General features: G+C 72.5%; 17 protein-coding genes. 4 read left to right on the forward strand and 13 right to left on the reverse strand.

Annotation, left to right across the window (positions count from 1 at the left end; translation table 11 throughout):
- Positions 1-182: 182 nt before the first annotated feature.
- Positions 183-1,259, forward strand: coding sequence for an ADP-ribosylglycohydrolase family protein (locus tag ACZ5Y0_RS21555; protein WP_469130295.1), 1,077 nt, complete (start codon positions 183-185; stop codon positions 1,257-1,259).
- Between the two features lie 62 nt (positions 1,260-1,321).
- The gene (locus ACZ5Y0_RS21560) at positions 1,322-1,813 is read left to right on the forward strand and encodes an NUDIX domain-containing protein (RefSeq protein ID WP_469130296.1); all 492 of its coding nucleotides are present in this window, start codon (positions 1,322-1,324) and stop codon (positions 1,811-1,813) included.
- An 84-nt stretch (positions 1,814-1,897) separates the two neighbouring features.
- Here ACZ5Y0_RS21560 and ACZ5Y0_RS21565 read toward each other — a convergent pair whose 3' ends face one another.
- From ACZ5Y0_RS21565 to ACZ5Y0_RS21585, 5 genes are all read right to left on the reverse strand, one after another.
- Entirely contained in the window at positions 1,898-2,098 is a 201-nt protein-coding gene (locus ACZ5Y0_RS21565) for a type II toxin-antitoxin system VapB family antitoxin (RefSeq protein WP_467518160.1), read from the reverse strand.
- A gap of 314 nt (positions 2,099-2,412) precedes the next feature.
- Positions 2,413-3,978, reverse strand: a complete 1,566-nt coding sequence (locus ACZ5Y0_RS21570; protein WP_469130297.1) for a carbohydrate-binding protein — start codon at positions 3,976-3,978, stop codon at positions 2,413-2,415.
- A gap of 221 nt (positions 3,979-4,199) precedes the next feature.
- Complete coding sequence (locus ACZ5Y0_RS21575) at positions 4,200-4,748, reverse strand: methylated-DNA--[protein]-cysteine S-methyltransferase (protein WP_469130298.1); 549 nt, start codon at positions 4,746-4,748, stop codon at positions 4,200-4,202.
- 23 nt (positions 4,749-4,771) lie between these two features.
- A complete protein-coding gene (locus ACZ5Y0_RS21580) occupies positions 4,772-6,334 on the reverse strand; it encodes an AlkA N-terminal domain-containing protein (protein ID WP_469130299.1) in 1,563 nt (520 codons plus the stop codon).
- Between the two features lie 79 nt (positions 6,335-6,413).
- Positions 6,414-8,522 carry a heavy metal translocating P-type ATPase gene (locus tag ACZ5Y0_RS21585; protein WP_469130368.1) on the reverse strand — a complete coding sequence of 703 codons (2,109 nt, stop codon included), beginning with the start codon at positions 8,520-8,522 and terminating at the stop codon, positions 6,414-6,416.
- Between the two features lie 56 nt (positions 8,523-8,578).
- Between ACZ5Y0_RS21585 and ACZ5Y0_RS21590 the strand changes: the two genes are divergently transcribed.
- Positions 8,579-8,935, forward strand: coding sequence for an ArsR/SmtB family transcription factor (locus tag ACZ5Y0_RS21590; protein ID WP_469130300.1), 357 nt, complete (start codon positions 8,579-8,581; stop codon positions 8,933-8,935).
- A 137-nt stretch (positions 8,936-9,072) separates the two neighbouring features.
- Here ACZ5Y0_RS21590 and ACZ5Y0_RS21595 read toward each other — a convergent pair whose 3' ends face one another.
- From ACZ5Y0_RS21595 to ACZ5Y0_RS21630, 8 genes are all read right to left on the reverse strand, one after another.
- Positions 9,073-9,546 carry a DUF7144 family membrane protein gene (locus ACZ5Y0_RS21595; RefSeq protein WP_469130301.1) on the reverse strand — a complete coding sequence of 158 codons (474 nt, stop codon included), beginning with the start codon at positions 9,544-9,546 and terminating at the stop codon, positions 9,073-9,075.
- 113 nt (positions 9,547-9,659) lie between these two features.
- Positions 9,660-11,072 (reverse strand): dihydrolipoyl dehydrogenase, encoded by a 1,413-nt coding sequence (gene lpdA, locus ACZ5Y0_RS21600; RefSeq protein WP_469130302.1) that lies wholly within the window; start codon positions 11,070-11,072, stop codon positions 9,660-9,662.
- Positions 11,073-11,230: 158 nt separating this feature from the next.
- Positions 11,231-15,145 (reverse strand): glycoside hydrolase family 2 TIM barrel-domain containing protein, encoded by a 3,915-nt coding sequence (locus tag ACZ5Y0_RS21605; RefSeq protein ID WP_469130303.1) that lies wholly within the window; start codon positions 15,143-15,145, stop codon positions 11,231-11,233.
- A 330-nt stretch (positions 15,146-15,475) separates the two neighbouring features.
- Positions 15,476-19,753, reverse strand: a complete 4,278-nt coding sequence (locus ACZ5Y0_RS21610) for a molybdopterin-dependent oxidoreductase (RefSeq protein WP_469130304.1) — start codon at positions 19,751-19,753, stop codon at positions 15,476-15,478.
- 540 nt (positions 19,754-20,293) lie between these two features.
- Positions 20,294-20,803 carry an O-acetyl-ADP-ribose deacetylase gene (locus tag ACZ5Y0_RS21615; protein ID WP_469130305.1) on the reverse strand — a complete coding sequence of 170 codons (510 nt, stop codon included), beginning with the start codon at positions 20,801-20,803 and terminating at the stop codon, positions 20,294-20,296.
- Between the two features lie 53 nt (positions 20,804-20,856).
- The gene (locus tag ACZ5Y0_RS21620; RefSeq protein WP_469130306.1) at positions 20,857-22,269 is read right to left on the reverse strand and encodes a phytoene desaturase family protein; all 1,413 of its coding nucleotides are present in this window, start codon (positions 22,267-22,269) and stop codon (positions 20,857-20,859) included.
- Positions 22,270-22,432: 163 nt separating this feature from the next.
- A complete protein-coding gene (locus tag ACZ5Y0_RS21625) occupies positions 22,433-23,281 on the reverse strand; it encodes an inositol monophosphatase family protein (protein WP_469130307.1) in 849 nt (282 codons plus the stop codon).
- A 93-nt stretch (positions 23,282-23,374) separates the two neighbouring features.
- Positions 23,375-25,204 carry a gamma-glutamyltransferase family protein gene (locus ACZ5Y0_RS21630; protein ID WP_469130308.1) on the reverse strand — a complete coding sequence of 610 codons (1,830 nt, stop codon included), beginning with the start codon at positions 25,202-25,204 and terminating at the stop codon, positions 23,375-23,377.
- Positions 25,205-25,826: 622 nt separating this feature from the next.
- Here ACZ5Y0_RS21630 and ACZ5Y0_RS21635 point away from each other — a divergent pair.
- Entirely contained in the window at positions 25,827-26,210 is a 384-nt protein-coding gene (locus tag ACZ5Y0_RS21635) for a hypothetical protein (protein WP_469130309.1), read from the forward strand.
- The last annotated feature ends 52 nt before the right edge of the window (positions 26,211-26,262 follow it).

The following is a 26,262-nucleotide window of genomic DNA, read 5'->3' on the forward strand; positions in this document are numbered from 1 at the left end:
TTAACCGGAGGACGCACCCGCCGTCATGCTCTGCCCGTGCCGTGAACGGCCGCCACGCGGGTGCCCACGGCCGTCGGCGCGCGGGCATCGGGCGGGAGGGCGCGGGCCGGAGGGCGGCCGGGCGGGCCGGCGGGCGGCGCGGCGACGGAGCGGCCGGACGCGGAATCGGGTAGACCGGAAGCATGACCCCTGTGGTGAACGAGGCCGAACTCGCCGACCGCGTGCTCGGGGGCTGGCTGGGCCGGATCGCCGGAAACATGCTGGGCAAGCCGGTCGAGCAGGGCGACCAGTGGACGCGCGACCGCATCGACCGCTACCTGCGGCGGGCGGCCGCCCTGCCGCTCACCGACTACCTGCCCGAGCCGGCCGCCGACGACGACGGGCCGCCGCTGCGCCCCGAGTGGCGCCAGTGCGTACGCGGCCGCATCCACGGCAGCTGCCGCGACGACGACATCGACTACGCCATCCTCGGCCTGGACCTCCTGGAGACCCACGGGTTCGGTTTCAGCACCGAGCAGGTCGGCGACCTGTGGCTGCTGCGGCTGCCGTATCTCCAGACGTTCACCGCGGAGCGCGCGGCGTACCGCAATCTCGCGAGCGGACTGAAGCCGCCGCTGACGGCGACGTACGACAACCCGTACCAGGAGTGGATCGGCGCCCTGATACGTGCCGACGTCTACGGCTGGACCAGTCCCGGTCTCCCCGGCCGCGCCGCCGCGCTGGCCCGCCGCGACGCGGTGCTGTCGCACACCGGCAACGGGGTCTACGGCGCGATGTGGGCGGCCGCGCTGGTGGCGGCCGCGTTCACCGCGCCGTCGGTGCGCCATGCCGTGGACGAGGCGCTGGCGGTGATCCCGGCGAGCAGCCGCCTCGCCCGGATCGTACGCCGGGTCACCTCGCTCCACGGCACCCGCCTGGGTTGGGAGGACACACTCACCACGGTGGCGGAGGAGACGGCGGGCCTGGGCTGGATCCACACGGTCCCGAACGCCGCCGTCCTCACCGCCGGGCTGCTGTACGGCGACGGGGACTTCACCCGGACCATCGCCCTCACCGTGCGCGGCGGCCTGGACACCGACTCCAACGGGGCGACGGCCGGTTCCGTGGCCGGAGTGCTGACCGGGGCGGCGGCGATCCCCGCGCAGTGGACGGAGCCGTTGCAGGACACCGTGCGCAGCGCCGTCTTCGGTTTCGACGGGGTGCGGATCAGCGAGCTGGCGGGGCGCACGCTGCGGCTGGCGCGGGCGGACACCTCCTGACCGGGCCGGTCGCCCGCGCGCGCGGCGCCGGCGGACGGCCGGGAGCTGGATACCCTTCCAGGGTGACCACTGCTGACTTCGCCACGTACATCGCCTCCCTGCCCCGCGTCCTGGCCGGCGCCGCCGCGCTCTTCCGGGACGAGCGGGGGCGGGTGCTGCTCGTCGAGCCCAATTATCGGGCGGGGTGGGCGCTCCCGGGCGGCACGATCGAGTCCGACGACGGCGAGACCCCACGCCAGGGCGCGCGCCGCGAGACGCTGGAGGAGATCGGCCTCGACCGTGAACTCGGCCGGCTGCTCGCCGTCGACTGGGTGCAGGGTCCTGACCGGCCGCCGCTGGTGGCGTACGTGTACGACGGTGGGGTCCTCGACGAGGAGGACCTCAAGGCGATCCGCCTACAGGAGGAGGAGCTGCTGTCCTGGCGGCTGGTGCCCCGCGCGGAGATCACCGACCACCTCCTGGGCGCCCTCGGCCACCGGGTACTGGCCGCGCTGGACGTGCTGGCCGACGGCTCGGGGACCGCGGAGCTGGAGAACGGTCACCGGGTGGCGTGACCGACGCCGGGGCACGCCTGTTCGCGGGATGGCGCTCGGGGAGCGCGGGGAGCGCGGGGGTACGGGTGCGGGCTGGGTGAGGGCTCAGCCCTCCACGTCCCGCGGCTTGATGTCCACCGTGCGCAGCGCCTCGTCACGGGTCGCGGTGCGCGCCTCGGTGCGGTGACCGCGTTCGATGTAGTCGCGCACCACGAGTTCGACGGCGTCCTGGGGGCTGCCCACACCGGCGAGCACCATGACTTCGACGACGAGATCGGCATCGAGCGAGATGTTGACCTTGGCCATGCAGGGACGGTAGCACCGGACGGGGCCGTTCGATATCCGCCCGCGGGCACCGGAGCCTCGGCGGCCTGTGGCCGGTGCCCTCGGTGCGGAGGGCCACGCCATGGTGGTGGACACCACCGGCGCTGTCGTCGAGCGCAGTCGCGGGAGCGTGTTGGGCCGTGAGCGGCTGGTCCACCACATCGGCGCGGCCCTGCCCGTGGTGCTGCGCGGGAGGGGCGTCGGCAGCGGCTCCTCGAAGGGCGCCCCGGCGGCCGGGGGGCCGTCGGGGCGTCGAAGCGGGCCGCCTGCGCGGCCCTGTCACCTCGTCGGACGGCCTAGTTGCCGCCGAAGGTGACGACCAGGCGGCCGTCGGAGGCGTACGACCAGTGCAGGGCTCCGGCGTAGGACGAGCAGCGGGAGCCGTTCGTGCCGGACCAGAACTGGTTGGTGCTGTCGGCGCTGCCGATGATCCGGTCGTTGGTGCCGCTGCCGCTGCGGCAGGACGTGTTGTCGCGGAACACCGATGTGCCCGCGTCGAAGTTGAAGTTGCGCTGGGCGTTGTCGATGCTGACGTTGCCCGACACCGTCATGGAGCCGGGGTTGCTGTTGTACGTGAAGCCGTGCTTGCCGTTGTGGTAGGCGATGCTGCGCCGGACGATGTGGTTGACCGCGATGTCCTCGCCGCCGAGCTTGTAGCCGTTCCGGTCGCCGTTTCCGGCCTGGGAGCCGTCGCTGAGGGTGCCGTTGTCGTAGGCGAGGGAGTCCTCGATGGTCACCGGGCCGATCGGGCCGGTGTCCGACTTGGTGTAGAGGTCCCAGCCGTCGTCGATGTTGTTGTGGGACACGGCGTGGCGGAAGACGTTTCCGGGACCCGTGGTGAGCTTGGCGGCGAAGCCGTCGGCGTCCTCGCCGTCGGAGTCGGCGTTGTCGTGCGACTCCGCGCTCAGGATCAGGTTGTTGGACGGCCACTGGCTGCTGGGGGTGCTGGACAGCATCCGGGAGAGCTGGAGGCCGGTGTCGCGGTTGAAGCGGGTCACCGTGCGCTCGAAGATGTTGTTGCTGCCGCCGACGAAGATCCCGTTGTCCCCGGCGCGTTCGACGACGATCCCCTTGATGTGCCAGTACGACCCGTTGACGGCGAGGCCGCGGTTGGCGGGGTCCTCGGTCTGGGCCGAGAAGTTCAGGACCGGCGTCTCACCGGGGTAGGCGAGGAGTTCCGTGCGGTCGGCGGCGGTGCCGTTGTTGCCCGCCGGGATGGTGACCGTCTGCGCGTGGCCGTACGTCCCGCCGCGCAGGTAGATCGTGCCGCCGGGGGTGATGCGGCTGATCGCCGAGGTGAGCGTGGTGGGCGCCGCCTGGGTGCCGGCCGCGCCGTCGGTGCCGTTCGGTGCCACGTAGAGAGCGGTGGCCGAGGGCGGCGGAGTGGTGGTGCCGCCGACCTCGGCGTCGAGGTGGTCGATGTTGGGCAGTCCGGCGGCCGCGGTGGGGCTGATCCGGATGGTGTTGCTGCCCGGACCCACCGGCACCGACAGTGTCTTCGTCGTCCAGGTCCCCCAGGCGCCGGTGCTCGCGAAGGAGACCGCGGTGGCCGACGAGCCGTTCACCGTGAGGGTCGCGGGCCGGGCCGCGGTGGTCCCGTTGGCGAAGCGGATGCTCAGGGTCGCCGTGCCGGCGGCGGAGGCGTTCACGGTGAACTGCGCGTAAGCGCCCACCGCGTTGGTGGCGTTGCAGAATCCGCTGCCGGAGTAGCCGGCCCAGTCGGAGTCGATGGTGCCGGTGCAGACGGCCGGGGCGTTCTCGGCCTCGTAGCGGGTGGACGCTGCCTGCGCCGTGTTGCCGGACAACGCGACGAGTGTGCCGGCCAGCAGGCCGACGCACGCGATGACGGGTCTCCGTTGCATCGTTCTCTCTCCAGGTGGTTGCGGCTCGTCCGACGAGGGGTTCGCTGACCCCTTTTCTCCGCGGCGGACCCGGTGCGACCATACGGCTGGTTCGACGACATGAACACGACCGACGACCGGAATCCGCGCGCCGATGACCAAAGCGCTTGTTCTGGAAGGTAAGCGCTTGCCATGACCGCGTCAACGGTCGCGCACATGGATAACGTTCAACTATGTGAACGTCATAGACAGGCGTGGGTGAGGGGGTCCGTCCACGGCAGCCGGTCGGAGGTCCGCGGCTGGAAGAGCGCCGCCGCACCCCTTCCGCTCTCGAAGTCGAGCAGCCTCCGCTTGCGCTCCAGGCCACCGCCGTATCCGGTGAGGCTGCCGTTCGCGCCGACGACACGGTGGCAGGGGACGATGATGCCGACCGGGTTGCGGCCGTTGGCGAGACCCACGGCACGGGAGGCGGTCGGGCTGCCGAGGGCCCCGGCGAGTTGGCCATAGGTGCGGGTCTCGCCGTAGGGGATCTGCCGCAGAGCGTCCCAGACCCTGCGCTGGAACGGCGTACCGTGCAGGCGCAGCGGGAGGGTGAACTCCCTCGACTCCCCCGCGAAGTAGGCCCCCAGTTGCTCCTCGGTGGCGCCGAAGAGGGTGCCGTCGCGGGGGCCGAAGCTGTCCTCCGCCGGGCGGTGGCGCTGCTCGGTCATGTAGAGGCCGCACAGGACGCCGTCGTCGGCGACGAGCGTGAGAGGTCCGTACGGGCTGTCGATGACGGTGTGCCGCTTCATGGTGCGTCCGTTCGTAGAAGTGCTCAGGCCGGAAGGAAGTTGATCGGGTGGCGGTCGGTCGCCCAGAGGTACTGGACGGCGTACGCCCGCCAGGGGCGCCACGCCGCCGCGCGGGCCGTGAGCGCCGCGGGAGTGGAGGGCAGGCCCAACTCACGGGCGGCGCGCCGGACTCCGAGATCGGTCGGGAGGAAGGCGTCGGGGTCGCCGAGGGCGCGCATCGCGATGACGTCGACCGTCCACGGGCCGAAGCCGGGCAGGGACAGCAGTCGGGACCGGGCCCGGGCCCAGTCGGACTCCACTCCCAGGTGCAGGCTGCCGTCGGCGAGTCGTCCGACGAGGGTGGTGAACGTCGTACGGCGGGTGCGGGGCATCGCGAGGGAGTCGGGATCGAGTGCGGCGAGCGCCTCGGGCGTCGGGAAGAGGTGGGTGAGGCCTCCCTCCGGGTCGTCGACGGCGTCCCCGTGCGCGGTGACCAGACGGGCGGCGTGGGTACGCGCCGCCGCCGTGGACACCTGCTGGCCGAGCACCGCGCGCACGGCGAACTCCGCCTCGTCCACGGTGCGCGGAACGCGGCGGCCCGGCGCCTTGTCCACCAGTGGGGCGAGCGTCGGGTCGGTGCGCAGCTGGTCGTCGACGGCGACGGGGTCGGCGTCCAGGTCGAGCATCCGCCGGCAGCGGCTGATGGCGACCGTGAGATCCCGCGAGTCACTGAGGGTGAGCCGACAGGCGATGTGGTCGGGGCGCGGGGCGAGCCCCACGATCCCGTGCCCGTACGGCAGCCGCAGTGTGCGCCGGTACGACCCGTCCCGCCACTCCTCCACACCCGGCACGGCGGTGGCCGCGAGGTGCCCGAAGAGGTTGTCGGGGTTGAGGGGGGCGCGGAACGGCAGTCGGAGGTGGAGGGTGGCGGGGGCGGCCGGGGTCGCGGTGGTGCCGGTGGGCGGCGCACCCGGGGCCGGCGGAGTTCGGGCTGTCGAGGTCCGGAGCGCCGCCGGGGTGGGGTCGTACCGCTTCGGGACGCGGGCGCGCAGCTCGGTCGGGGAGAGGGCGAAGACCTCGCGCACGGTGTCGTTGAACGTGCGGACAGAGGCGAAGCCCGCCGCGAACGCCACGTCCGCCATGGGCAGTTCGGTCGACTCGACGAGCAGCCGGGCAGTCAGCGCACGCTGGGCGCGGGCCAGCGCGAGGGGACCCGCGCCGAGTTCGGCGAGGAGCTGCCGCTCGACCTGACGGGTGCTGTAGCCGAGGCGGCCGGCGAGGCCGGGCACGCCCTCGCGGTCGACCACGCCGTCGGCGATCAGCCGCATGGCGCGGGCGACGAGGTCGGCCCGCCGGTTCCACTCCGGGGAGCCGGGGCTGGTGTCGGGCCGGCAGCGCTTGCAGGCCCGGAACCCGGCCTGCTGGCAGGCGGCGGCGCTCGCGTGGAACACCATGTTCTCCGGTTTCGGCGCCACTACCGGACAGCTCGGCCGGCAGTAGATGCCGGTGGTCAGGACCGCGGTGAAGAACCAGCCGTCGAACCGGGCGTCCTTGGACTGGACGGCGCGCACACAGCGCTCCCGGTCGGTGTACATCCCGTTCAGCATGTGTCCAGCATCGGCCACCGCGCCGCCCGGTGCTGGCGAGAATCCGACATGAACCTCGCCTGTCCAGCACCGTCGCCGATCACCCCTGCCAGGCACGCTCCCGCAGCAGTCGCAGCCCGTTGAGTCCGACCAGCACGGTCGACCCCTCGTGACCGGCGACACCGAGCGGCAACGGAAGGTGGCCGACGAGGTCCCACAGGACGAGGCCGGTGATGAACGTACCCGCGATCACCAGATTCTGGAGCACCAGCCGACGAGCGGTCCGCGAGAGCCGTACGACCGCCGGTACGGCCGTGAGGTCGTCGCGGACCACGACGACGTCGGCTGTCTCCAGCGCCAGGTCGGACCCCGCCCTGCCCATCGCGAGGCCCGAGTGGGCGGCGGCGAGCGCGGGCGCGTCGTTGACCCCGTCGCCGACGAACAGCACTTTGCGGCCAGCGAGTTGGAGGTCGCGGAGGGCGTTCACCTTGTCCTCGGGCAGCAGATCCGCACGCACGTCCGTGATGCCGGTGGCCTCGGCGACCCGGGCGGCGGCGTGCGCGTTGTCGCCGGTGAGGAGGACGGGAGTGGTGCCGGTCAGCCCGGCCAGGGCGGCGGTGGCGGCCGGAGCGGCGGGACGGACTCGGTCGGTGAGGGTGAGCGTGCCCACGGCGGTGGCGTCGCGGGTGACGAGGACGGTGGTGCCGGCCGACGGGCGGGAGGGGGTGTGGGGGCGGGCGCAGGCCGGATGCCGCACGCCGTCGACGACCGACGGACGGTCGGCGACGTCCGCCGCGCCCTCGTCCCTGAGCGCGGGGTCGACGGAATTCTGCATACCGTCGACGTCGTGCCCACAGTCGACAGGATCCGCCACGCCGTCGGCCCGCCGCACACCGTCGACCCGCCGCATTCGGTCGTCAGGATCACCGACCCTGCCCACTTCCACCGCGCGCCCCTCGACCATCGCGCTCACCCCTCTCCCCGGCGTCGCCGTGAACCCCTTCGCCGGAGCGATGCGCACTCCGCGAGCCCGCGCCGCTCCCACGATCGCCCGCGCCAGCGGGTGCTCGCTGGGATGCTCGGCCGCCGCCGCCAGGGCGAGGAGGGCGTCGGAGTCGAGGCCGGAGCCCGGCAGCGGGCTCACGTCGGTGACCTCGGGGGCGCCCTCGGTCAGGGTGCCCGTCTTGTCGAGCGCGGCGGTGTCGATCTCGCCGAGACGTTCCATGGCGACGGCGGACTTGACCAGGACGCCGTGCCGGCCGGCGGTGGCGATGGCGGACAACAGCGGTGGCATGGTGGCGAGGACGACCGCGCACGGGGACGCGACGATCATGAAGGTCATCGCGCGCAGCAGCGCGTCCGTGAGGTTCGCGCCGAAGGCGAGCGGCAGGGCGAAGACGGCGAGGGTGGCGGCCACGACGGCGACCGCGTAGCGCTGTTCGATCTTCTCGATGAACAGCTGGGTGGGCGCCTTGGTGCGGGAGGCCTCCTCGACGAGGGTGACGATGCGGGCGATGACGGAGTCGCCGGGATCGCGTACGACGCGGACGCGGAGCGCGCCGGCGCCGTTGAGGGTGCCGGCGAAGACGTCGTCGCCGGGGCGCTTGACGACGGGGAGGGGTTCGCCGGTGATGGTCGCCTGGTCGGCCTCGCTGACGCCGTCGACGACACGGCCGTCGGCGCCGATGCGTTCGCCCGGCCGGACCAGGAGCAGGTCGCCGACGGCGAGTCGGGCGGCCGGGACGGTTTCCTCCCCGTCGGCCGTGAGGCGGGTCGCGGTGTCGGGCGCGAGGTCCAGCAGGCCGCGGACGGAGTCGGCCGTACGGGCGGTGGCCAGGGCCTCCAGGGCGCCGGAGGTGGCGAAGATGACGATCAGCAGGGCGCCGTCGAGGACCTGGCCGATCGCGGCCGCCCCGAGCGCGGCGACGATCATCAGCAGGTCGACGTCGAGGGTCTTCCGGCGCAGGGCCCGCAGACCTTCGAGTGCCGGTTCCCATCCACCGGCCGCGTAGGCGACCGCATACAGGATTCCGTACACCCACGACGGTGTGCCGCCGAGGTCGGCCCCGAGCCCGGCCAGGAAGGCGACCGTGGCCGTGAGGGCCCAGCGGACCTCCGGAAGGGCGAGGAGGCGGGTGCGGCGGCGGGGTGCCGCCGGGCCCGCGGCGAGGGAGGGGGAGGCGAGGGTGGTGGACACCTGGCCCACCATACAGGAATACATGAAGACTCGTTCATTCATTCATGCTCGGTGGGTAAGATACCCCCATGGGTCATGGAGCCGTCACCACCACAGCCACCGAACGCGTGCGCCTGGACGCGGACAACGTGGCCAAGGTGGCTACCACCCTCCAGGCCCTCTCCACCCCCTCCCGGCTGCTGATCCTCGCCCGCCTGCGCGAAGGACCGCTTCCCGCCACGGAGTTGGCCACCGCCGTGGGCATGGAGCAGTCCGCGTGCTCGCACCAGCTACGGCTGCTGCGCAACCTGGGCCTCGTGGTCGGCGAGCGCCGCGGCCGTTCGGTCGTCTACGCACTGCACGACCATCACGTCGCGGAACTGCTCGACCAGGCCGTCTACCACGTGGAACACCTGCGACTGGGCATCAGCGACACCTCCGAGTAAGTCGGAAAGCGCCTCGACCGGCCAGATGTGGCCGCCGCACACGGCCGGTGTCACCATCGCCCGCGAAGCACACGACGCCGACGCGGACCCGGCGACGACGCCCACGGCCGGCCCCTCGGCGGACCTCGCCTTCCCGGTCAACCGTCCTTCTCCCGCCACGACGTCAGTGCCCGGATCACCCACACGTCGATCGCCATCACCACCGCCGACCACGCCGGCTCGTACGGCAGGAACAGGAACTGGGCGACGAGGCTGAGCGAGGCGAGGACAACTCCGGGGAGGCGGGCCCGGGCCGCGCCCTTGAGCAGGCTCGCGCCGGTGACGGCGACCAGGACCCCCAGGAGGAGGTGGAGCCGGCCCCAGCCGAGGAGGCTCAGCCCGTAGACGTACGAGCCGACGCGGGCGTAGACGTCGTCCTCGGCGATCGCCGCGATGCCCTGGAGGACGGCGAGGAAGCCGCCGCACAGCATCAGGGTGCCGGCGGGGCCGACGCCGCCGGTGATCCGGGCGTCGGAGCGGTCGGGCGGGCGGGGACCGCCGGGCGGCACGGACCAGGCGGTGCCGATCTCGCCCTTCGGGGTGCCCCTCGAGGGGGCGGAACCTTCCGCCATGGTTGCCCTCCCTCGGCCGTCGGCGCGGTCCGCCGGATGCCAGGACACCCCGGACGCACGGCGAGGGCGAGCGCGGCGGGGCCGTCCGGGTGAACGGTCCCGCCGCCGGTCTCTCACATGTTGATCATGTGTCCGGCCAGGCCGTGCACCGCCTCCTTGACGGCCTCGCTCAGGGTGGGGTGGGCGTGGACGTTGCGGGCGACCTCGTGGACGGTGAGGTCCCACTGCTGGGCCAGGGTCAGCTCGGGCAGCAGCTCGGTGACGTCGGGGCCGATGAGGTGGCCGCCGAGCAGCTCGCCGTACCTGGCGTCGCTGATCAGCTTGACGAACCCGGTGGTGTCGCCGAGACCGTGCGACTTGCCGTTCGCGGTGAAGGGGAACTTGGCGACCTTGACCTCATGTCCGAGGTCGCGGGCCTGCGCCTCGGTGTAGCCGAAGCTGGCGATCTGGGGCTGGCAGAAGGTGGCGCGCGGAATCATCGCGTAGTCGAGTTCCATGGTCTCCGCGTCGGCGAGGGTCTCGGCGGCGATGATGCCCATGGACTCGGCCGCGTGCGCGAGCATCAGCTTGGCGGTGACGTCGCCGATGGCGTAGATGTGCGGGACCGAGGTGCGGCAGCGGCCGTCCACGTCGATGGCGCCGCGCTCGGTGACCGTCACGCCGGTGTTCTCGAGGCCGAAGCCGGTGACGTTCGGGGCGAAGCCGATGGCCTGGAGGACCTTGTCGGCCTCCAGGACCTGCTGGGAGCCGTCCTTGCCGGTGACCGTGACCCGGACCTGTGGGCCGGACTCGTCGATGGACTCGACACGAGTCGAGGTGAGCACGTCGATGCCCAGCCGGCGGTACTGCTTGGCCAGTTCGGTGGAGACCTCCGCGTCCTCCAGCGGCGCCATCCGGTCCAGGAACTCGACGATGGTGACCTTCACGCCGTAGTTGTGCAGCACGTAGGCGAATTCGATGCCGATCGCGCCCGCCCCCGCGATGACGATGGACCGCGGCAGGTCATCGGCGAGGATCTGCTCCTCGTACGTCACCACCCGGGCGCTGCGCTTGGTACCGGGCAGCAGCCGAGGCGTGGCGCCGGTGGCGATGATGCAGTGCTCGAAACCGATGGTGCGGGTCTCCCCGTCGTAACCGGTCACCTGGAGCGTGTGCGGGTCGAGGAAGGATCCGCGGCCGTCGTACTCGGTGATCTTGTTCTTCTTCATCAGGAAGTGGACGCCCTTGACGCGGCCGTCGGCGACCTTGCGGCTGCGACGGTAGGCCTCGCCGTAGTCGAAGGAGACCTCTCCGTCGACCTTGATCCCGAACGTCTTCGCCTCACGGGTGAAGATGTGCGCGAGCTCGGCGTTGCGCAGGAGGGCCTTGGTCGGAATGCAGCCCACGTTCAGGCAGACGCCGCCCCAGTACTTCTCCTCCACGACGGCGACGCGTTTTCCCAGCTGGGCGGCGCGTACCGCGGCGACGTAGCCGCCGGGCCCGGCGCCGAGTACGACGACATCGAAGCGCTCGTCCTGCTCCACCATGGGACGTTCCTCTTCCTCGGTTGGCGTTACCCGTTCCGTGGTGGATTGTTCCGCTCCGCCGCGCCCACCGCCACAGAGATCATCGCGGTGTGTCCGAGATCGCCATGGGGAGGGGCCCGCCGACGGCGGCTCCGGCGGACCCCTACCCGGTGCGGCCGCTACTCCGTCGCCGTCGGCCGGCGCGAGGCGGCCATCGCCCGCGTGACGCGCTTCAGCGGGCGCAGCCGGTAGCTGTAGGCGTAGTCGCGGTCGGCGAACAGCTTGTACTCGTCGTGGGTGTGCGCGCCCCAGCTGTTGTCGCCGCCGACACCCATCTGCCGGTGGTTCAGGCGTAGTACGACCTCGCGGCGCGGGGTGAGCTGGTAGTCGTGGCGGGCGCCGACCGAGAGGTCCTCCGGCGTGAAGTGGGAGGCGTTGACCTCCAGCAGCGGTTCGCCGGTGGCGAGCAGGCCGAAGCCGTCGCGGTCGGTGAGGGCGACCCAGCGCACGTCGGTCCTGTTGCCGTTCTCCTGGGGGCGGATGTACGGCGTCCACTGCCCGGTGACCGTCCCCGAGTGGAGGCCCACGTCGGTGCCGTCGTTGCGGTCCCAGTGGTTCTCCTCGGGGCCGCGCCCGTAGTAGTGCACGTGCTCCAGGCGGGCCGGCAGAAACAGGATGCTTCCGATCTCCGGGATGTACGGCAGGCTCGCGGCGCCCGGATGCAGGGTGTGGTCGACCTTGATCTCGGCGTTTCCGAAGACGGTGTAGGTGGTGGTGTACGTCGACGGTGTCGTGGTCGGCAGGGTGCCGGTGACCTTGATCTCGACGGCCCGGTCGCGCAGGCCGCGCACGCTCACTCCGGTGACCGTGCGCAGGGCGCCCGCGTCGCGCCAGGTCTGGTTGCGGATGTGCTGGCCGTTTCCGTGGTCGTTGTCGGTGGGCGCCCGCCAGAAGTTGGGTGCGGGCCCGGAGGTGATGAGGCGGGTGCCGCCGGCCTCGTAGGAGGTGATGACGCCGGTGCGTTTGTCGACGGTGACGCAGAAGTCCCGGCCGGTGACGGTGACCGTCGTGTCGCCCTCCTGGTGGGTGAGGGTGGGGACTTCCTGGAGGGGGACGGGAGTCACGGCCGGACTGCCCGCGTCGACGGGCAGTTGCTGCCGCGCCACCTCGAACCCGGCCTTGGCCCAGGGGGTCGGCTCCTTGAGGGTGAAGGACAGTTCGAGGAAGTACTCGCTGCCGGGCGCCGGGGTGGCGGGCAGCTTCAGGGGGACGGTGATCTCCTTGCGGGACAGGGGCGGGACATCGAGCTGGCCGCGGGTCAGTCTGCCCTTCTGCGTGACCTTCCCGTCGGTGACGAGCGACCAACAGCCGTTGAAGGCACGGAGGTCGGTGAAGAGGTACTCGTTGATCAGCGTGACCGCGCCGGGGGCGCCGCCGGACACCGGGGCGGCGTTGACGGCCTGGTACACGCGCTTGACCTCGGCGGCCTTGCCGGTGTGGTGGCGGTCGGCGGTGATGAGGCCGTCGGCGACGAAGCTCCCGTCGTTGGGCAGATCGCCCCAGTCGCCGCCGTAGGCGAGGAAGGTCTTCTCGCGCGGCTGCTTCTCGTCGACGGCGACCGTCGCCGCGTCGAACCAGAACCGCACGCCGTCGTCGCCGGGGCCGCGGCCGTCGTCGGCGAGTTCGGCCGCGGTCAGCGCGCGGGCGTAGACGCGGGCGCGGCGGATGCTGCCGCTGAACTCGCGGGTGTGGTTGTCGGTGTCGTTGCCGAGGGCGAGGGGCGCGGTGTTGCCGGCCGGACGGCGGGTGGTGGTGCGGGTGGCCCGCCGCACGCCGTCGACATACAGGGTGAGGGTGCCGGCGTCCGCGTCGAAGACGCCCGCGACGTGGTGTTCGCGGCCGGTCCAGTCCTCGGGAACGGTCCAGTTCGCGGTGATCCACTGTCCGTCGCCGTGGATGAAGAACTCCAGGGTCCGGTCGCTCTGTTTCAGGGCGTACTGGGTGTCGCCCTTGGCGATGATCGGCTGGTGGTAGCCGGTGAAGCGCGGGGTGACCCAGGCCTCCAACGTGAGGGAGCCGGTCAGGTCGAGGCCGGGGTCACGGGCGAAGACGGTGGCGCCGGAGACCCCTCGGGTGCGGTCGAAGGTGCCGCTGGACGCCATGAGTTCGCCGCGCAGCCGAGCGGGGCCGGTCTCGGTGAACAGCGTGCGTGTCGGGGTGGGCCAGTTGAGGGACTGGTCGACGAAGTCCCAGATCCATCCGCCCTGGAGGACGTCGTGGCGGCGGACGAGGTCCCAGTACTTCTTGAAGTTCCCGGTGGAGTTCCCCATCGAGTGGCTGTACTCGATCATGACGTACGGGCGGGTGTCGGCGGTGTCCTTCGCGCGCTGTTCGACGCGCTGGGGGCTGTCGTACATCTCGGAGCGGATGTCGCTGATGCCGGGGCGGTCGTCGCCCTCGTACTGGATGACGCGGGTGGGGTCGTAGGAGCGGATCCAGTCGTACATGGCGGTGAAGGTGCTGCCCCCGCCGGCCTCGTTGCCGAGGGACCAGATGACGACCGAGGCGTGGTTCTTGTCGCGGTGGACCATGTTCTGGGCGCGGGCCACGCAGGCGGCCGTCCAGTCGGGGTGGTCGCCGGGGTACTCGGAGCGGATGCCGTGGGTCTCGAGGTTGGTCTCGTCGACGAGGTAGAGCCCGTACTGGTCGGCGAGTTCGTACCACTGGGGGTTGTTCGGGTAGTGCGAGGTGCGGACGGAGTTCATGTTCAGCCGCTTGATGATCTCGATGTCCCGGATCATGTCGGCGCGGGTGAGGGCGGTGCCGCGGGCGGGGTGCATCTCGTGCCGGTTGGTGCCGCGGAAGGAGACGGGGCGGCCGTTGATGCGCATCAACCCGTCCTTGAGGGTGAACTCGCGCAGGCCGACCCGGTGGGAGAGGGTTTCGATCACCTTTCCCGCGGGGTCGCGCAGTTGCAGGACGGCGGTGTAGAGGTAGGGGTCCTCGGCCGACCAGAGGCGGGGTGAGGGCACCGCCTTAGCGGCCCGTACGGTCGCCTCTCCGCCGGAGGCGAGGTCGATGGCCTGCCGGAGGGGCCGGGGCCAGACCGGGTGGCCGTCGGCGTCGTACAGAAGGGTGTCCACGGTATACCGTCCACCGTATCCGTCTGCCTTGCCGCCCCCGTCCCGGTAGTCCCGCACGCTCGCCGTCACCGCCAGCTCCGCGGTGGTGTGGTCGGCACCCAGTGGGGTGTCCAGTTTGAAGTCGCGCAGGTGGACCGACGGGGTGGAGTACAGGTGGACCGAGCGGAAGATGCCGCTCAGCCGGATCATGTCCTGGTCCTCCAGCCAGTCGCCGTCGGAGTAGCGGTAGACCTCGACCGCGATCTGGTTGGTGCCGGGCCGCAGATGCTCGGTGATGTCGTACTCGGCGGGGGTGTAGGAGTCCTCGTGGTAGCCGACGAGGCGTCCGTTGATCCACACGTAGTGCGCGGACTTGACGCCCTCGAAGTGCAGGAACGTGCGTCGCCCCGTCCAGTTCCTCGGCACGGTGAAGGTGCGCCGGTACTGGCCGACGGGGTTGTAGCGGGTGGGCGCGGCGGGCGGCTGCGGGTCCTCGCCGTGACCGTTGGGGCCCCAGTACGGGTAGGTGATGTTGAGGTAGATCGGGCGGTCGTACCCGTGCATCTGCCAGACGGACGGCACGGGGATGGTGTCCCAGTCGCTGTCGTCGAGGTCGGTGCGGTGGAAGTCGGTGTCGCGGTCGTCGGGGCGTTCCGCGTGCGCGAACCTCCAGGTCCCGTCCAGGCTGAGCCGGTAGGGCGAGCGGGTGCGGTCGGCGGCGAGTGCCTGGGCGAGATCCGCGTACGGCATGAGGGTGGTGTGCGGTGGTTCGGTGCCGAGCCGGAAGACGTCGAGGCGACCGTTCCATTCCGGAGCCGTCTCCGCGGCGGCGGCGTGGTGGCCGGCGGCGGGGGCGGAGAGGGCGAGCGCGCCGAGTACGGCGGCCGATCCCTCGAGGAGACGACGACGGCTGACGACCACCCGCTCGGGGCGGTCCGGCCGGTCCATGGACGACACGTGCGGGTGCGACATGACCATCACCTTCCTCGGGGCGAACCGTGCGGCTGCACGGGACGGAGGGTGCGTCAGATCTTGTCCGTTACTGTTGAGAAACCGAACAGGGACGCGCCGATATTGGCTGAATATCAACTCATCTCGGCGCAACGCGACTTGACTGCGATCACTGTGGGTGACCGACCGCCAGGGCGTGTCTGACCGTGCGCGTCGGATCGGCGCGCGGCGTCCGGTGCGGTGCGTCGCAGGGCGGAGGACCGTCCGCGTACCGGAGGTACCCGGGTGATCCGACAACGCGGCGAAGTGCCGCGCCTGGCGTCGCGCACCCGGCGGGCTGTCGGACACGCGCTAGTACACATCCCGCACGTACCGTTTGTCGGCTGCCAGCCGCTTGACGTACGCCGCCGCCTCCGACTCCCCGAGGCCGCCGTGGACGACGGCGATGTCGCGCAGGGCCTCGTCGACGTCCCCCGCCATACGGGAGGCGTCCCCGCAGACGTAGAAGTGGGCGCCGTCCCGGAGCCAGGACCACAGCTGGGAGCCGTGCTCACGCATCCTGTCCTGCACGTAGACCTTGGCGCGCTGGTCGCGGGAGAAGGCGGTGTCCAGGCGTTCCAGGGTGCCGTCGGCGAGCAGGGCGGTCAGTTCCTCCTCGTAGTAGAAGTCGGTGGCCCGGTGCTGCTCGCCGAAGAACAGCCAGTTCGGGGCCCGGTGGCCGCGCGCCCGGCGCTCCTCCAGGAAACCGACGAACGGCGCCACTCCGGTGCCGGGCCCCACCATCACCATCGGGGTCGCCGGATCGGCGGGCGGCCGGAAGTGCGGTGAGCGCTGCACGTGCACCGGCACCTCGGTGCCCGGCCCGGCGTCGGCCAGGAAAGGCGAACAGACACCCTGCCGGGGACGGCCGGCCAGGTTCTCGTAACGCACGACGGAGACGGTCAGCGACACGAGGTGGGGGTCGGTGAGCGGGCTCGACGCAATCGAGTACAGGCGAGGCTGGAGCCGACCCAGCACCTCGGCCCAGTCCTGTGCCCCGGCCCGCACCCCGAACTCGGCGGCCACGTCGACGGCCTGCCGCCCCCAGGACCACTTCGCCAGCTCGCCCTTGTTGTCCGGGCGCAGCAGCTTGCGCAGCCCGCGCGGGTCACGGGTGCGGTCCGCGGTGAAACGCAGGAGGGCGGGAGTGATCCGGGTGATGTCGAGGTGGCGCAGCAGAGCCTCGTCGAGGCCGACCTCGCCGACGTCGTTCAACCGTACCCGTGCGTGCGGGTCGAGGCCGGTGACGGACAGCCACTCCGCGACCAGCGCGCGTGAGTTGAGCGGACGTACCCCGAGAGCGTCCCCGGCCTCGTAGACGAGCGGGGTCCCGCTGTCGCGGGTGTCGAAGGTGAAACGGCGTACCTCCTTGCCCGAGCCCGGCAAGCTCAGCAACCGGTTTCCGACCAGCCGGGCGGTCACGGGAGCGGGACGCCGGGAGCGCCGTGCCGCGGCGGGCAGGGGCGGGGAAGGCGTGGTGGGCGCGGCCGCGACGGCCGTGCCGGCGGACGCGAGGGTCACGGCCGCCGCCACGGGTCGTCCCGCCCCCTCGGGCTCCGCCCCCTCGGGCTCCGCCCCCTCGGGATCGGCCTCCTCGAGTGCGACGAGCACCTGGCCCAGCCAGGCGTCCGCCTGCGGTCCGTAGTCCGGCTCGCAGTCCGTGCGGGGCGCCAGCCGTACGGCGCCCAGCTCGTCCATCCGGCGGTCGAGCCGGCGTCCGTGTCCGCAGAAGTCGTCGTAGGAGGAGTCCCCGAGGGCGAGGACGGCGTAGCGGCGGCCGGTCAGGCGTCCGGCGTCCGGATCCGCGAGGCCGTCCCAGAAGCCGGCGCCGTTGTCGGGGGCGTCGCCGTCGCCGAAGGTGCTGGTGATCAGCAGGAGATCGGCGTCGGAGGGCAGCGCCGCGGGATCGGCCTCGTCCATGGCGACGAGCGATGCGGTGTGACCGCCCGCGGCGAGCCGGTCGGCGGTGGCGGCGGCGAGCTCCTCGGCGTTGCCGGTCTGGGAGGCCCATAGGATCACCACCCGGCGTCCCGCGGGGCTCCGCGGCGCCATGCCGGCGCGGGGGTCGGTGGGGGTTTCGGTGCGGGAGTGCATCCCGGCGAGGGTGCCGTTGACCCAGAGGGCGTGTTCGGGGCTGAAGGGCGCGTCCGGCGGCAGGACCGGTACGCCGGGGGCACCGGCCGGGATCCCGGCGAGGAACCCGACCAGATACTGCCGTTCCCGCTCGGTCAGGACCGGCGGCGGGACGGGCTCCAGACCGAACACGGAGGCTGCGGAGGAGGCCGCGGGACCGGTGAGGGAAGCGGCCGCGGGACCGGCGAGGGCGGCTGCCCCGCGGGTGTCGGAGGCTGCCGCCGGGGCGGGACGGCCCTCGGGCGGTGCGACGGCCCGGGTCCGCGCCGGGGAGGTGTCGGGCGCCCGCACGCTCACCGGCGTCGACACCTTGCCCAGCGACACCGCACACACCTTCAGCTCCGGCTGGAAGGACAGCGGGTCGACGGCGTCGCTGGTCACGGCGTTGACGCTGAGGTACTCGCCGAACAGGTCGTTCCAGTGGAACGGAGCGAAGCAGGAACCGGGCAGGACCCGGTCGGTGACGACGGCGGGCAGCACGGCCCGGCCGCGCCGCGAGGCGATCTCCACCGGGTCGCCGTCGGCTATCCCGAGCCCGGCCGCGTCCTCGGGGTGCACCTCGACGAAGGGGCCCGGATCGAGCTTGTTGAGTTTGGCCACCTTCGCCGTCTTGGTCAGGGTGTGCCACTGGTGCTGGAGGCGACCGGTGTTGAGGACGAACGGGTAGTCGTCGTCCGGCATCTCGGCGGGCGGGACGTGCGGTCGGGCGTGGAAGACGGCACGGCCGCCTGGGGTGGGAAAGGTGAGGGAGCCGTCGTCGTCGACGTATCGGAGGGGGTTGCGGTCGGGGCCGTCGACCGTGGCGGCCGGCCACTGGACGGGGGTGGAGCGCAGTCGCTCGTATGTCACTCCGCGCAGGTCGTAGCCGGTCTGCGGGTTGTGGAAGCGTTTGATCTCCTCGAAGATCGTCTCCGCGCTGTCGTAGGAGAATCCGCTTTCGAAACCCATCGCGCGGGCTACGGCCGCGATCAGCCGCCAGTCGGCCATGGCCTCGCCGGGCGGGTCGGCGGCGGGGCGGGCGAGGGTGAGGTTGCGTTCGCTGTTGACGAGGACGCCCTCGGACTCGGTCCACAGGGCGCCGGGCAGGACGACATCGGCGTAGGCGTTCGTCTCGGTCTCCGAGAAGACGTCCTGCGCGACGACGAACTCGGCGGCCTCCAGGCCCTCGATGACCGTGCGGCGGTTGGCGACGGACGCGACGGGGTTGGTGCAGATGATCCAGCAGGCCTTGATGTCGCCGTCGGCCATCTTCCGGAACATCTCGACGGTGCCCTTGCCGACGCCGTCGGCGCGGATCGTGCCGGGCTCCAGCCCCCACACGTCCTCGGCGAAGGCCCGGTCGGCGTCGACGAGCACGGACCGCTGTCCGGGCAGGCCGGGCCCCATGTAGCCCATCTCCCGGCCGCCCATGGCGTTGGGCTGGCCGGTGAGGGAGAAGGGCCCGCTGCCGGGGCGGCAGATCTTGCCGGTGGCGAGGTGGAGGTTGACCAGCGCATTGGTGTTCCAGGTGCCGTGCGTGGACTGGTTGAGGCCCATGGTCCAGCAGCTGGTCCACTCCCCCGCCTCTCCGATCAGCCGGGCCGCCTCGCGCAACCCGGCCTCGGGGATGCCGGTGATCTCCGAGACGGTCGCGGGCGGGTAGTCGGCGAGGAACTCCGGCATCGCCTCCCAGCCCTCGGTGTACGCGGCCATGAAGGCGGGGTCGGTGTGCCCGTTCTCGTGCAGCAGGTGGAGGAGGCCGTTGAGCAGGGCGAGGTCGGTGCCGGGCGTGATCTGGAGGAAGAGGTCGGCCCTGACGGCGGTGGCGGTGCGGCGCGGGTCGACGACGATCAGTTTCGCGCCCGCCTTCACCCGGTCCATCATCCGCAGGAAGAGGACCGGGTGGCAGTCGGCCATGTTGGAGCCGATGACGAGGAAGACGTCCGCCCGGTCGAGGTCCTGGTACGAGCCCGGCGGGCCGTCCGCCCCGAGAGACAGCTTGTAACCGGTTCCGGCGCCGGCCATGCACAGCCGCGAGTTGGACTCGATCCGGTTACTGCGCAGGTAACCCTTCACCAGCTTGTTCGCGAGGTACTGCGCTTCGAGGCTCATCTGGCCGGAGACGTAGAGGGCGACGGCGTCGGGGCCGTGCTCGTCGACGATCGCCCGCAGCCGGCGTGCCGTCTCGGCGACGGCCGCGTCGACGGGGGTCGGCTCGGGTTCCGCGCCCCGGTCCGGCCGGACCAGGGCGGTGGTGAGCCGGCCCGGCGCGGCGAGCATGTCCGCGGTGGTCGCGCCCTTGGTGCACAGTCGTCCGAGGTTCGCCGGGTGCTCCTTGTCGCCGGACGCCTTCAGGACCGTACGGCGTCCGTCGGGGCCGCGGCCGACGTCGAGGAGCAGGCCGCAGCCGACGCCGCAGTACGAGCAGACCGTGCGCACCTTCGTCGTGCTGTCGGTCCGCGGGTCCGGCACGGCCACGGGCGCCCCCCTTCTTTCTGACGATCGGCCTGGTGAGAGCCGCTGCGAGCCTGCTGCGACGGTACGAACCGCGCATTACGCAGCTGTCTCCCGGACCGGCCGCCGGGGGTTAATCCCGGCGCACACCGGGGCGTGGCCGGATGTGAGCGGGCAGCCGCACGGTGGCCGGGCCGAAGGCTCCCCGCCGGGGCGCGAAGGCGGTCCCGCTGCCCTGACCGACGGCTCCTCGCGGGGGCGACGACGGCGGTCCACGCCAGACCGGCCCGCGTGCCGGGCTCGTGCCGAGCCGCGTCGGCGTGCGCGCCACGACCCGCGCGGCGGGTCCGGCCCTGCCCGGTGATGCACGCACGGGAACCGTGTCTCTCCGGCACCCCGCTTCCGTCGGTGACACCGCACGAGCTCGTCGCCGCGGCCCGCGTGCGGACGGCGCGGGAGGGCCGGCCCCGCCCTCCCGTTCCCACCCCCGCGTTTGACGAAGGTCGTGTCGTGCGCCTGCCCGCCGAGGCGGAACGGCGCGAGAGGGCCGCCTGTGCCCTCCCGTCAGGCCTCTCGCGCGGCGAACGCCGTGTACGCCCGCTCGTCGAAGAGGACGAAGCGCACCTCCCCGACCGCCGTCGGCGTCGCCCGTACGGTCTCCACCGCGATCCGTGCGGCGTCCTCCATGGGCCAGCCGTAGATGCCGGCGGACACGGCCGGGAAGGCGACCGTGCGAGCGCCCAGCTCGTCGGCGACGCGCAGGGACTCGCGGTAGCAGGAGGCCAGCAGTTCCGAGCGGTCCTCTTCGGTGCTGTAGCGGGGGCCGACGGTGTGGATCACCCAGCGGGCGGGAAGCCGGCCGGCGGTGGTGGCGACGGCCTGGCCGGTGCGCAGGCCCTTGCCGTAGTGCGAGGCGCGGAGCTCGCGGCACTCCTCCAGGATGGCGGGTCCGCCGCGGCGGTGGATGGCGCCGTCGACCCCGCCGCCGCCCAGCAGCGAGGAGTTGGCGGCGTTGACGACGGCGTCCACGGACTCCGCGGTGATGTCGCCCCGCACGAACGTGATGGCGGTCATGACGGATCGGCCTTTCTGTGCGAACCCGGTGTCCGCGTTGCCGGACGGCGGCGCTACGGCTCCTGCCGCAGTCTGCGCCAGACCGCCTTGGCCGCGTTGTGGCCCGACATGCCGTGGACGCCGGGGCCGGGCGGGGTGGCCGAGGAGCAGATGAAGACCGCCGGGTGGGGGGTGGAGTACGGGAAGAGGGAGAGTCTGGGGCGCAGCAGGAGCTGGAGGCCGGAGGCCGCGCCCGTGCCGATGTCGCCCCCGACGTAGTTGGCGTTGCGGGCGGCGAGCGCGGCGGGGCCGGAGGTCGCCCTGGCCAGGACGCGGTCGCGGAATCCCGGTGCGAAGCGTTCCAGTTGGCGTTCCATGGTGTCGGTGAGATCGCCGGTCCAGCCGTTGGGCACGTGGGCGTACGCCCAGAAGACCTGCTTGCCGGCCGGGGCACGGGAGGGGTCGACGACACCGGGCTGCACCGTGATCATGAACGGCTTCTCCGGTGGGCGGCCCTGGCGGGAGGCGGCGCGCAGGGCGGCGCCGATCTCCGCGCTGTCCGCGCCGATCTGGACCGTGGTGGCGCGGTGGGCCTCCTCGGCGGTCCAGGGGACGGGGCCGTCGAGCGCGTAGTCGATCTTGTAGACGCCGGCGCCGTACTTGTAGTGCTCGTAGAAGCGGCCGAGGCCGGCGATGCGGGCGAGGGCGGTGGGCGAGGTGTCGAAGACGTAGGCGCGGGCCGGGGGCAGGTCGTCGAGGCGCTTGACCTCGTAGTCGGTGTGGACGGCGCCGCCGAGGTCCTGGAGATAGCCGGCCAGGGCGTCCGAGATGGCCTGGGAGCCGCCGCGGGCCACCGGCCAGCCGCGGGCGTGGCCCGCGAGCGCGAAGACCAGGCCGACCGCGCCGGTGGCGAAGCCGCCGAGGGGGGCCATGACGTGGGCGACGAGTCCGGCGAAGAGGGTCCTGGCCCTCTCGTCGCGGAAGCGGCGGGTCAGCCACGTGGACGGGGGCATCCCGACCAGTCCGAAACGGGCGAGAGTGACCGGGTCGCGGGGCAGGGCGGTCAGCGGCAGGGACATGAAGTCGCGTGCCAGAGTGTCCCACTTGGGCAGGAACGGCTCGACGAGCCTGCGGTAGGCGCCCGCGTCACGGGGGCCGAAGGAGGCCGCGGTCTCGGCGACCGAACGGGACAGCACGGCGGCGCTGCCGTCGGGGAAGGGGTGCGCCATGGCCAGCTCGGAGTGCAGCCATTCGAGGCCGTAGCGCTCCAGGGGCAGCGCGCGGAACGCGGGCGAGTTGATCCCCAGGGGGTGCGCGGCGGAGCACGGGTCGTGGCGGAAGCCGGGGAGGGTGAGTTCCTCCGTTCGGGCGCCTCCGCCCACCGTGCTCCTCGCCTCGAAGAGGGCCACGGAGAAGCCGCGGCGGGCCAGCTCCACGGCGGCGGTCAGGCCGTTCGGCCCCGCCCCCACCACGACGACATCGAGCATCGACGACACCTGGACCCCTTCGTCAGCCGGCGGCCTCCGGGGTCAGGATATGCCGGAGGTACCACGCCGTCGGCGGCGCGGTCGAACGTGGGCGTGGGCCCAAGGCGCGACGTGACGGCGGCGACCTCCCACCCAGACCGCGGACGCCGGCCCGGTCAGGGGGTCAGGGGCGCGTTCCGGACAGCAGGCCGGTGACGCGCCGTGCCGTCGCCGCGTCCCTGGCGGCCGTGAACGGCAGGGTGTTGCCGCCCGTGATCCTGAACGGTTCGCCGGTCACGGTGAGATGGGCGCCCCCGGCCTCCTCGACCAGCAGCAGGCCCGCCGCGTGGTCCCAGGCCGCCTCCCAGGAGAAGGCCGTCGCGTCCAACTCGCCGCGCGCCACGGCGAGATACTCCAGGCCGGCCGAGCCGCAGGCGCGCGGGGCGACGCCGTCCGTCCACAGGCCGAGCAGGGCGCGCTTCTGGTCGTCGGTGGTGTAGTCGGGGTGGGAGGTCGCCACCGTCAGATCGCGGCCGGGCGCGGGCGGGCCGGCGAACAGCCGCTCGCCGTCCAGGAAGGCGCCGCCGCCGCGCACGGCGGTGGCGAGTCGGCCGCGGGCGGGCGCGTACGTCCAGGAGGCCTGTACGACGCCGTGCCGGGCGAGGGCGACCAGGGTGCAGAAGCCTTCGTCGCCGTGCACGAACTGCCGTGTGCCGTCGACCGGGTCGACGATCCACACCGGGGTGTCGCCCCGTATCGCCTCGTATCCGGCCGGGTTGGCGTGCACCGCCTCCTCACCGACGACGAGCGAGCCGGGCAGCAGCGCGCGGAGGACCTTGGTGAGATACAGCTCGGCGTTGCGGTCGGCGTCCGTGACCAGGTCGTGCGGTCCGCTCTTCTGATCCACCTCGTGGGCGGCGAGCTGCCGGAAGCGCGGCATGATCTCCGCGGCTGCGGCCTCGCGGACCGCTTCCTCCACATCAGCGGCGTGGCGGGCGAGAAACTCGTCGATGGTTTCCGTGTCTTCGATCATTCCCCCATGAGAACACGCCCCACTGACATTCCCCGCCCCGTCGGTGCACACCGGGTGGAATCCGGATGAAGAGGAGAGGGGCGGCCCCCTTCCTCAGCGTCCTACCGCGTACCCCTGCATTCCCCGAGGGTTCGCCGCCGCCGACAGGATTCCCGTCTCCGGGTCGCGGGCGACCGCGCACAGCCGCCCTTCGGACCACGGGTCGGCGACGGTCACGTCGTGGCCGCGTCCGCGGAGGTCCTCGATGACGGGGTGCGGCATGCGGGACTCCACGGTCAGACTGCCCGGACGCATGCCGCGCGGGTAGAAGGAGCCGGGGAAGGCGTCGTTGTGCCAGTTCGGGGCGTCGATCGCGCCCTGGAGATCGAGGCCGCCACGCACGCGCGCGCCCAGGGCGACGGCCAGGAAGAAGTGCAGCTGCCACTGGTCCTGCTGGTCGCCGCCGGGGGTGCCGAAGGCGAGGACCGGGACGCCGTCGCGCAGGGCGATGGACGGCGTGAGGGTGGTACGGGGGCGGCGGCCGGGGGTGAGGGAGTTCGGCAGGCCCTCCTCCAGCCAGGTCATCTGCAACCGGGTGCCGAGCGGGAAACCCAGTTCGGGCACGACCGGGTTCGACTGGAGCCAGCCGCCGCTGGGCGTGGCCGCGACCATGTTCCCCCAGCGGTCGACGACGTCGAGGTGACAGGTGTCGCCCCGCGTGGCCCCGTCCGCGGCGGTGTCGGGTTCCCCCGGCACCGGCGACGTCGGAGGCTTCGCGACGGTCGGCTCGCCAGCACCCATCGGGTGAGAGCCGGGCTCGTCCGTGGCCACCACGCGCGCGTGGGCGCTCAGCCGGGGCTCGCGTCCGTCGGGGCTGCCGGGCCGCAGCTCGTACGACGCCCGGTCGCCGATCAGCGCACGTCGGCCCGCGTTGTACGGAGCCGAGAGCAGTTCGCCGAGCGGGACCTCGGCCGCGTCGCCGTACCAGGCCTCCCGGTCGGCCATGGCGAGCTTGCAGCCCTCCACGAGGAGGTGGACGTAGTCGGCGGAGCCGTGGGCGGGCAGCTCGGGCGGGAGGAGGGCGAGCTGCTGGAGGAAGGCCGGGCCCTGGCTCCAGGGGCCCGCCTTGCAGACGGTCCAGCCGTTCCAGTCGTACGCCGCCGGCGCCTCGTAGGTCGCGGACCAGCCGGCGAGGTCGGCGGCCGTGAGCGTGCCGGTGTGGTGGGTGCCGCTGGTGTCCAGGGTCGGGCGCCGTGCCTGCCGGACGAGGGCCTCGGCGATGAATCCGCTCCGCCAGACCTTCCGGGCCGCCTCGATGCGGGCCTCCCGCTCCGCCACGCCCGCGGTCTCGGCGAGGAGCCGCTTCCAGGTGGCGGCGAGCGCCGGGTTGCGCAGCAGCCGGCCGGGGCGCGGCGCCTCGCCGCCGGGCAGGTAGACGTCCGCCGAGGACGTCCACTCGTTCTCGAACAGCTCGCGTACCGTCTCGACGGTCGCGCCGACGTTCTCCACGGGCGCGTGCCCGTGCTCGGCGTATCCGATGGCGTACTTCAGGACGTCGTCGAGGGACTTGGTGCCGTGGTCGCGCAGCAGGAGCATCCAGGCGTCGAAGGCGCCGGGGACGGCCGCCGCGAGGGGGCCCGTGCCGGGGACGAGGTCGAGTCCGAGGCCCCGGTAGTGGGCGACGGTCGCGCCGGCCGGGGCGACGCCCTGCCCGCAGAGCACCCGTACCTCGCCGCCCGCGGGGGCGAGCAGGATCGGGACCTCGCCGGCGGGGCCGTTGAGGTGGGGTTCCACGACGTGCAGCACGAAGGCGCCGGCCACGGCGGCGTCGTAGGCGTTGCCGCCGTCCTCCAGGACGGCCATCGCCGACTGGGAGGCCAGCCAGTGGGTGGTGGACACCATGCCGAAGGTGCCACTCAGGGTGGGGCGAGTCGTGAACCGCATATCTGACCTCGGGGTGTACGTCGGTGGTCCGGTGTCACGGCGAAATGGGCCGCGGGGGGATCCGGGGAGAACGAACGCGAGACCATCTCCTCCGCACCGCCCCATGTCCTCGGCCCCCTGGGTCAGGCTGCCGACGTCGGCCGCTGCCGCAGGCAGCGTAGAGGCGCGTCACCGACCGAGGCCACCCCTTTCACCAGGCCGAACGGACCTCCGAGTGAGCACCGGCACTGCCTGACGCACGGGCCACCACCGCGCAGCCGACGCCGACGTTCCTCGCCTGCTCGCGATGCTCCGCACACGAGCGACCCGAAAGACCGGGGACAGGGCGCGACCTGGACCTCCCGCCGTGTGTCGGCCCGCACGCCTGCCGCGGCGTCCGCGCGGCCGCCTCTGCACCCGGGGCTCCGCCTCCACCGCTCGACGGTGACGCGCTGATCCCCACCACCCTCACCAGGGACCGGGCCGGCCGCCGCGTCGCGGTCGCACCGAGCGGCAGGGAGCGGGAAGCGGGAAGCGGGAAGCGTTCACAACATGCTCGAATTCCTGCAAGAGGGGATAATTCAGTCATCGCGGGTGCGCGTGCCCGGCGTCCCCCTCTGACCATGAAAAGGCGGATCGGAACATGTCGAAGAAGCCACGTTCGTCCGAGCCACCGCACGGCAAGGGCCCCAGCCGTCACGAGGGCACCGAGCAGCATGGCTGGTCGCCCGACGTGGATGAGACGCGTCAGCAGGACAACCCGAGCGCTCACCGCTCCTTCCACGCCGAGCACGCCGGCGACAGGGGCCCCGGCCGGACCAGGTCCGAAGAGGAGACGAAGTCCGTGCCCGGTGACACGGTGGAGAGTGCCGGTGCGCGGGGCGAGGAGTACGGCGACGAGGACCAGAAGGGCATGCGGGACACCGGACGCAAGGGCAGGTCCCAGCGGCCCAGCGGCACGAGGGACGCTTCGGCGTTCACCGGCGTGGACCCGCAGGACCCGCCGTCCGGGCGCCGACCGGGTTAGGGCGTGTTCTGACGATTCCCGCCGGGTGCGCGACGCCCGGCAACGCGCGGCG

This window comes from Streptomyces sp. NPDC033216 (assembly GCF_055577115.1).

Bases quoted from the DNA above. Each gene is read 5' to 3' on its own strand.
- ACZ5Y0_RS21580 (WP_469130299.1), bottom strand. From the start codon at position 6,334: ATGCTGAACGGGATGTACACCGACCGGGAGCGCTGTGTGCGCGCCGTC.
- lpdA (WP_469130302.1), bottom strand. From the start codon at position 11,072: ATGGTGGAGCAGGACGAGCGCTTCGATGTCGTCGTACTCGGCGCCGGG.
- ACZ5Y0_RS21575 (WP_469130298.1), bottom strand. From the start codon at position 4,748: ATGAAGCGGCACACCGTCATCGACAGCCCGTACGGACCTCTCACGCTC.
- ACZ5Y0_RS21555 (WP_469130295.1), top strand. From the start codon at position 183: ATGACCCCTGTGGTGAACGAGGCCGAACTCGCCGACCGCGTGCTCGGG.
- ACZ5Y0_RS21630 (WP_469130308.1), bottom strand. From the start codon at position 25,204: ATGCGGTTCACGACTCGCCCCACCCTGAGTGGCACCTTCGGCATGGTG.
- ACZ5Y0_RS21605 (WP_469130303.1), bottom strand. From the start codon at position 15,145: ATGTCGCACCCGCACGTGTCGTCCATGGACCGGCCGGACCGCCCCGAG.
- ACZ5Y0_RS21585 (WP_469130368.1), bottom strand. From the start codon at position 8,522: ATGGTGGGCCAGGTGTCCACCACCCTCGCCTCCCCCTCCCTCGCCGCG.
- ACZ5Y0_RS21590 (WP_469130300.1), top strand. From the start codon at position 8,579: ATGGGTCATGGAGCCGTCACCACCACAGCCACCGAACGCGTGCGCCTG.
- ACZ5Y0_RS21595 (WP_469130301.1), bottom strand. From the start codon at position 9,546: ATGGCGGAAGGTTCCGCCCCCTCGAGGGGCACCCCGAAGGGCGAGATC.
- ACZ5Y0_RS21615 (WP_469130305.1), bottom strand. From the start codon at position 20,803: ATGACCGCCATCACGTTCGTGCGGGGCGACATCACCGCGGAGTCCGTG.
- ACZ5Y0_RS21570 (WP_469130297.1), bottom strand. From the start codon at position 3,978: ATGCAACGGAGACCCGTCATCGCGTGCGTCGGCCTGCTGGCCGGCACA.
- ACZ5Y0_RS21620 (WP_469130306.1), bottom strand. From the start codon at position 22,269: ATGCTCGATGTCGTCGTGGTGGGGGCGGGGCCGAACGGCCTGACCGCC.
- ACZ5Y0_RS21625 (WP_469130307.1), bottom strand. From the start codon at position 23,281: ATGATCGAAGACACGGAAACCATCGACGAGTTTCTCGCCCGCCACGCC.
- ACZ5Y0_RS21635 (WP_469130309.1), top strand. From the start codon at position 25,827: ATGTCGAAGAAGCCACGTTCGTCCGAGCCACCGCACGGCAAGGGCCCC.
- ACZ5Y0_RS21565 (WP_467518160.1), bottom strand. From the start codon at position 2,098: ATGGCCAAGGTCAACATCTCGCTCGATGCCGATCTCGTCGTCGAAGTC.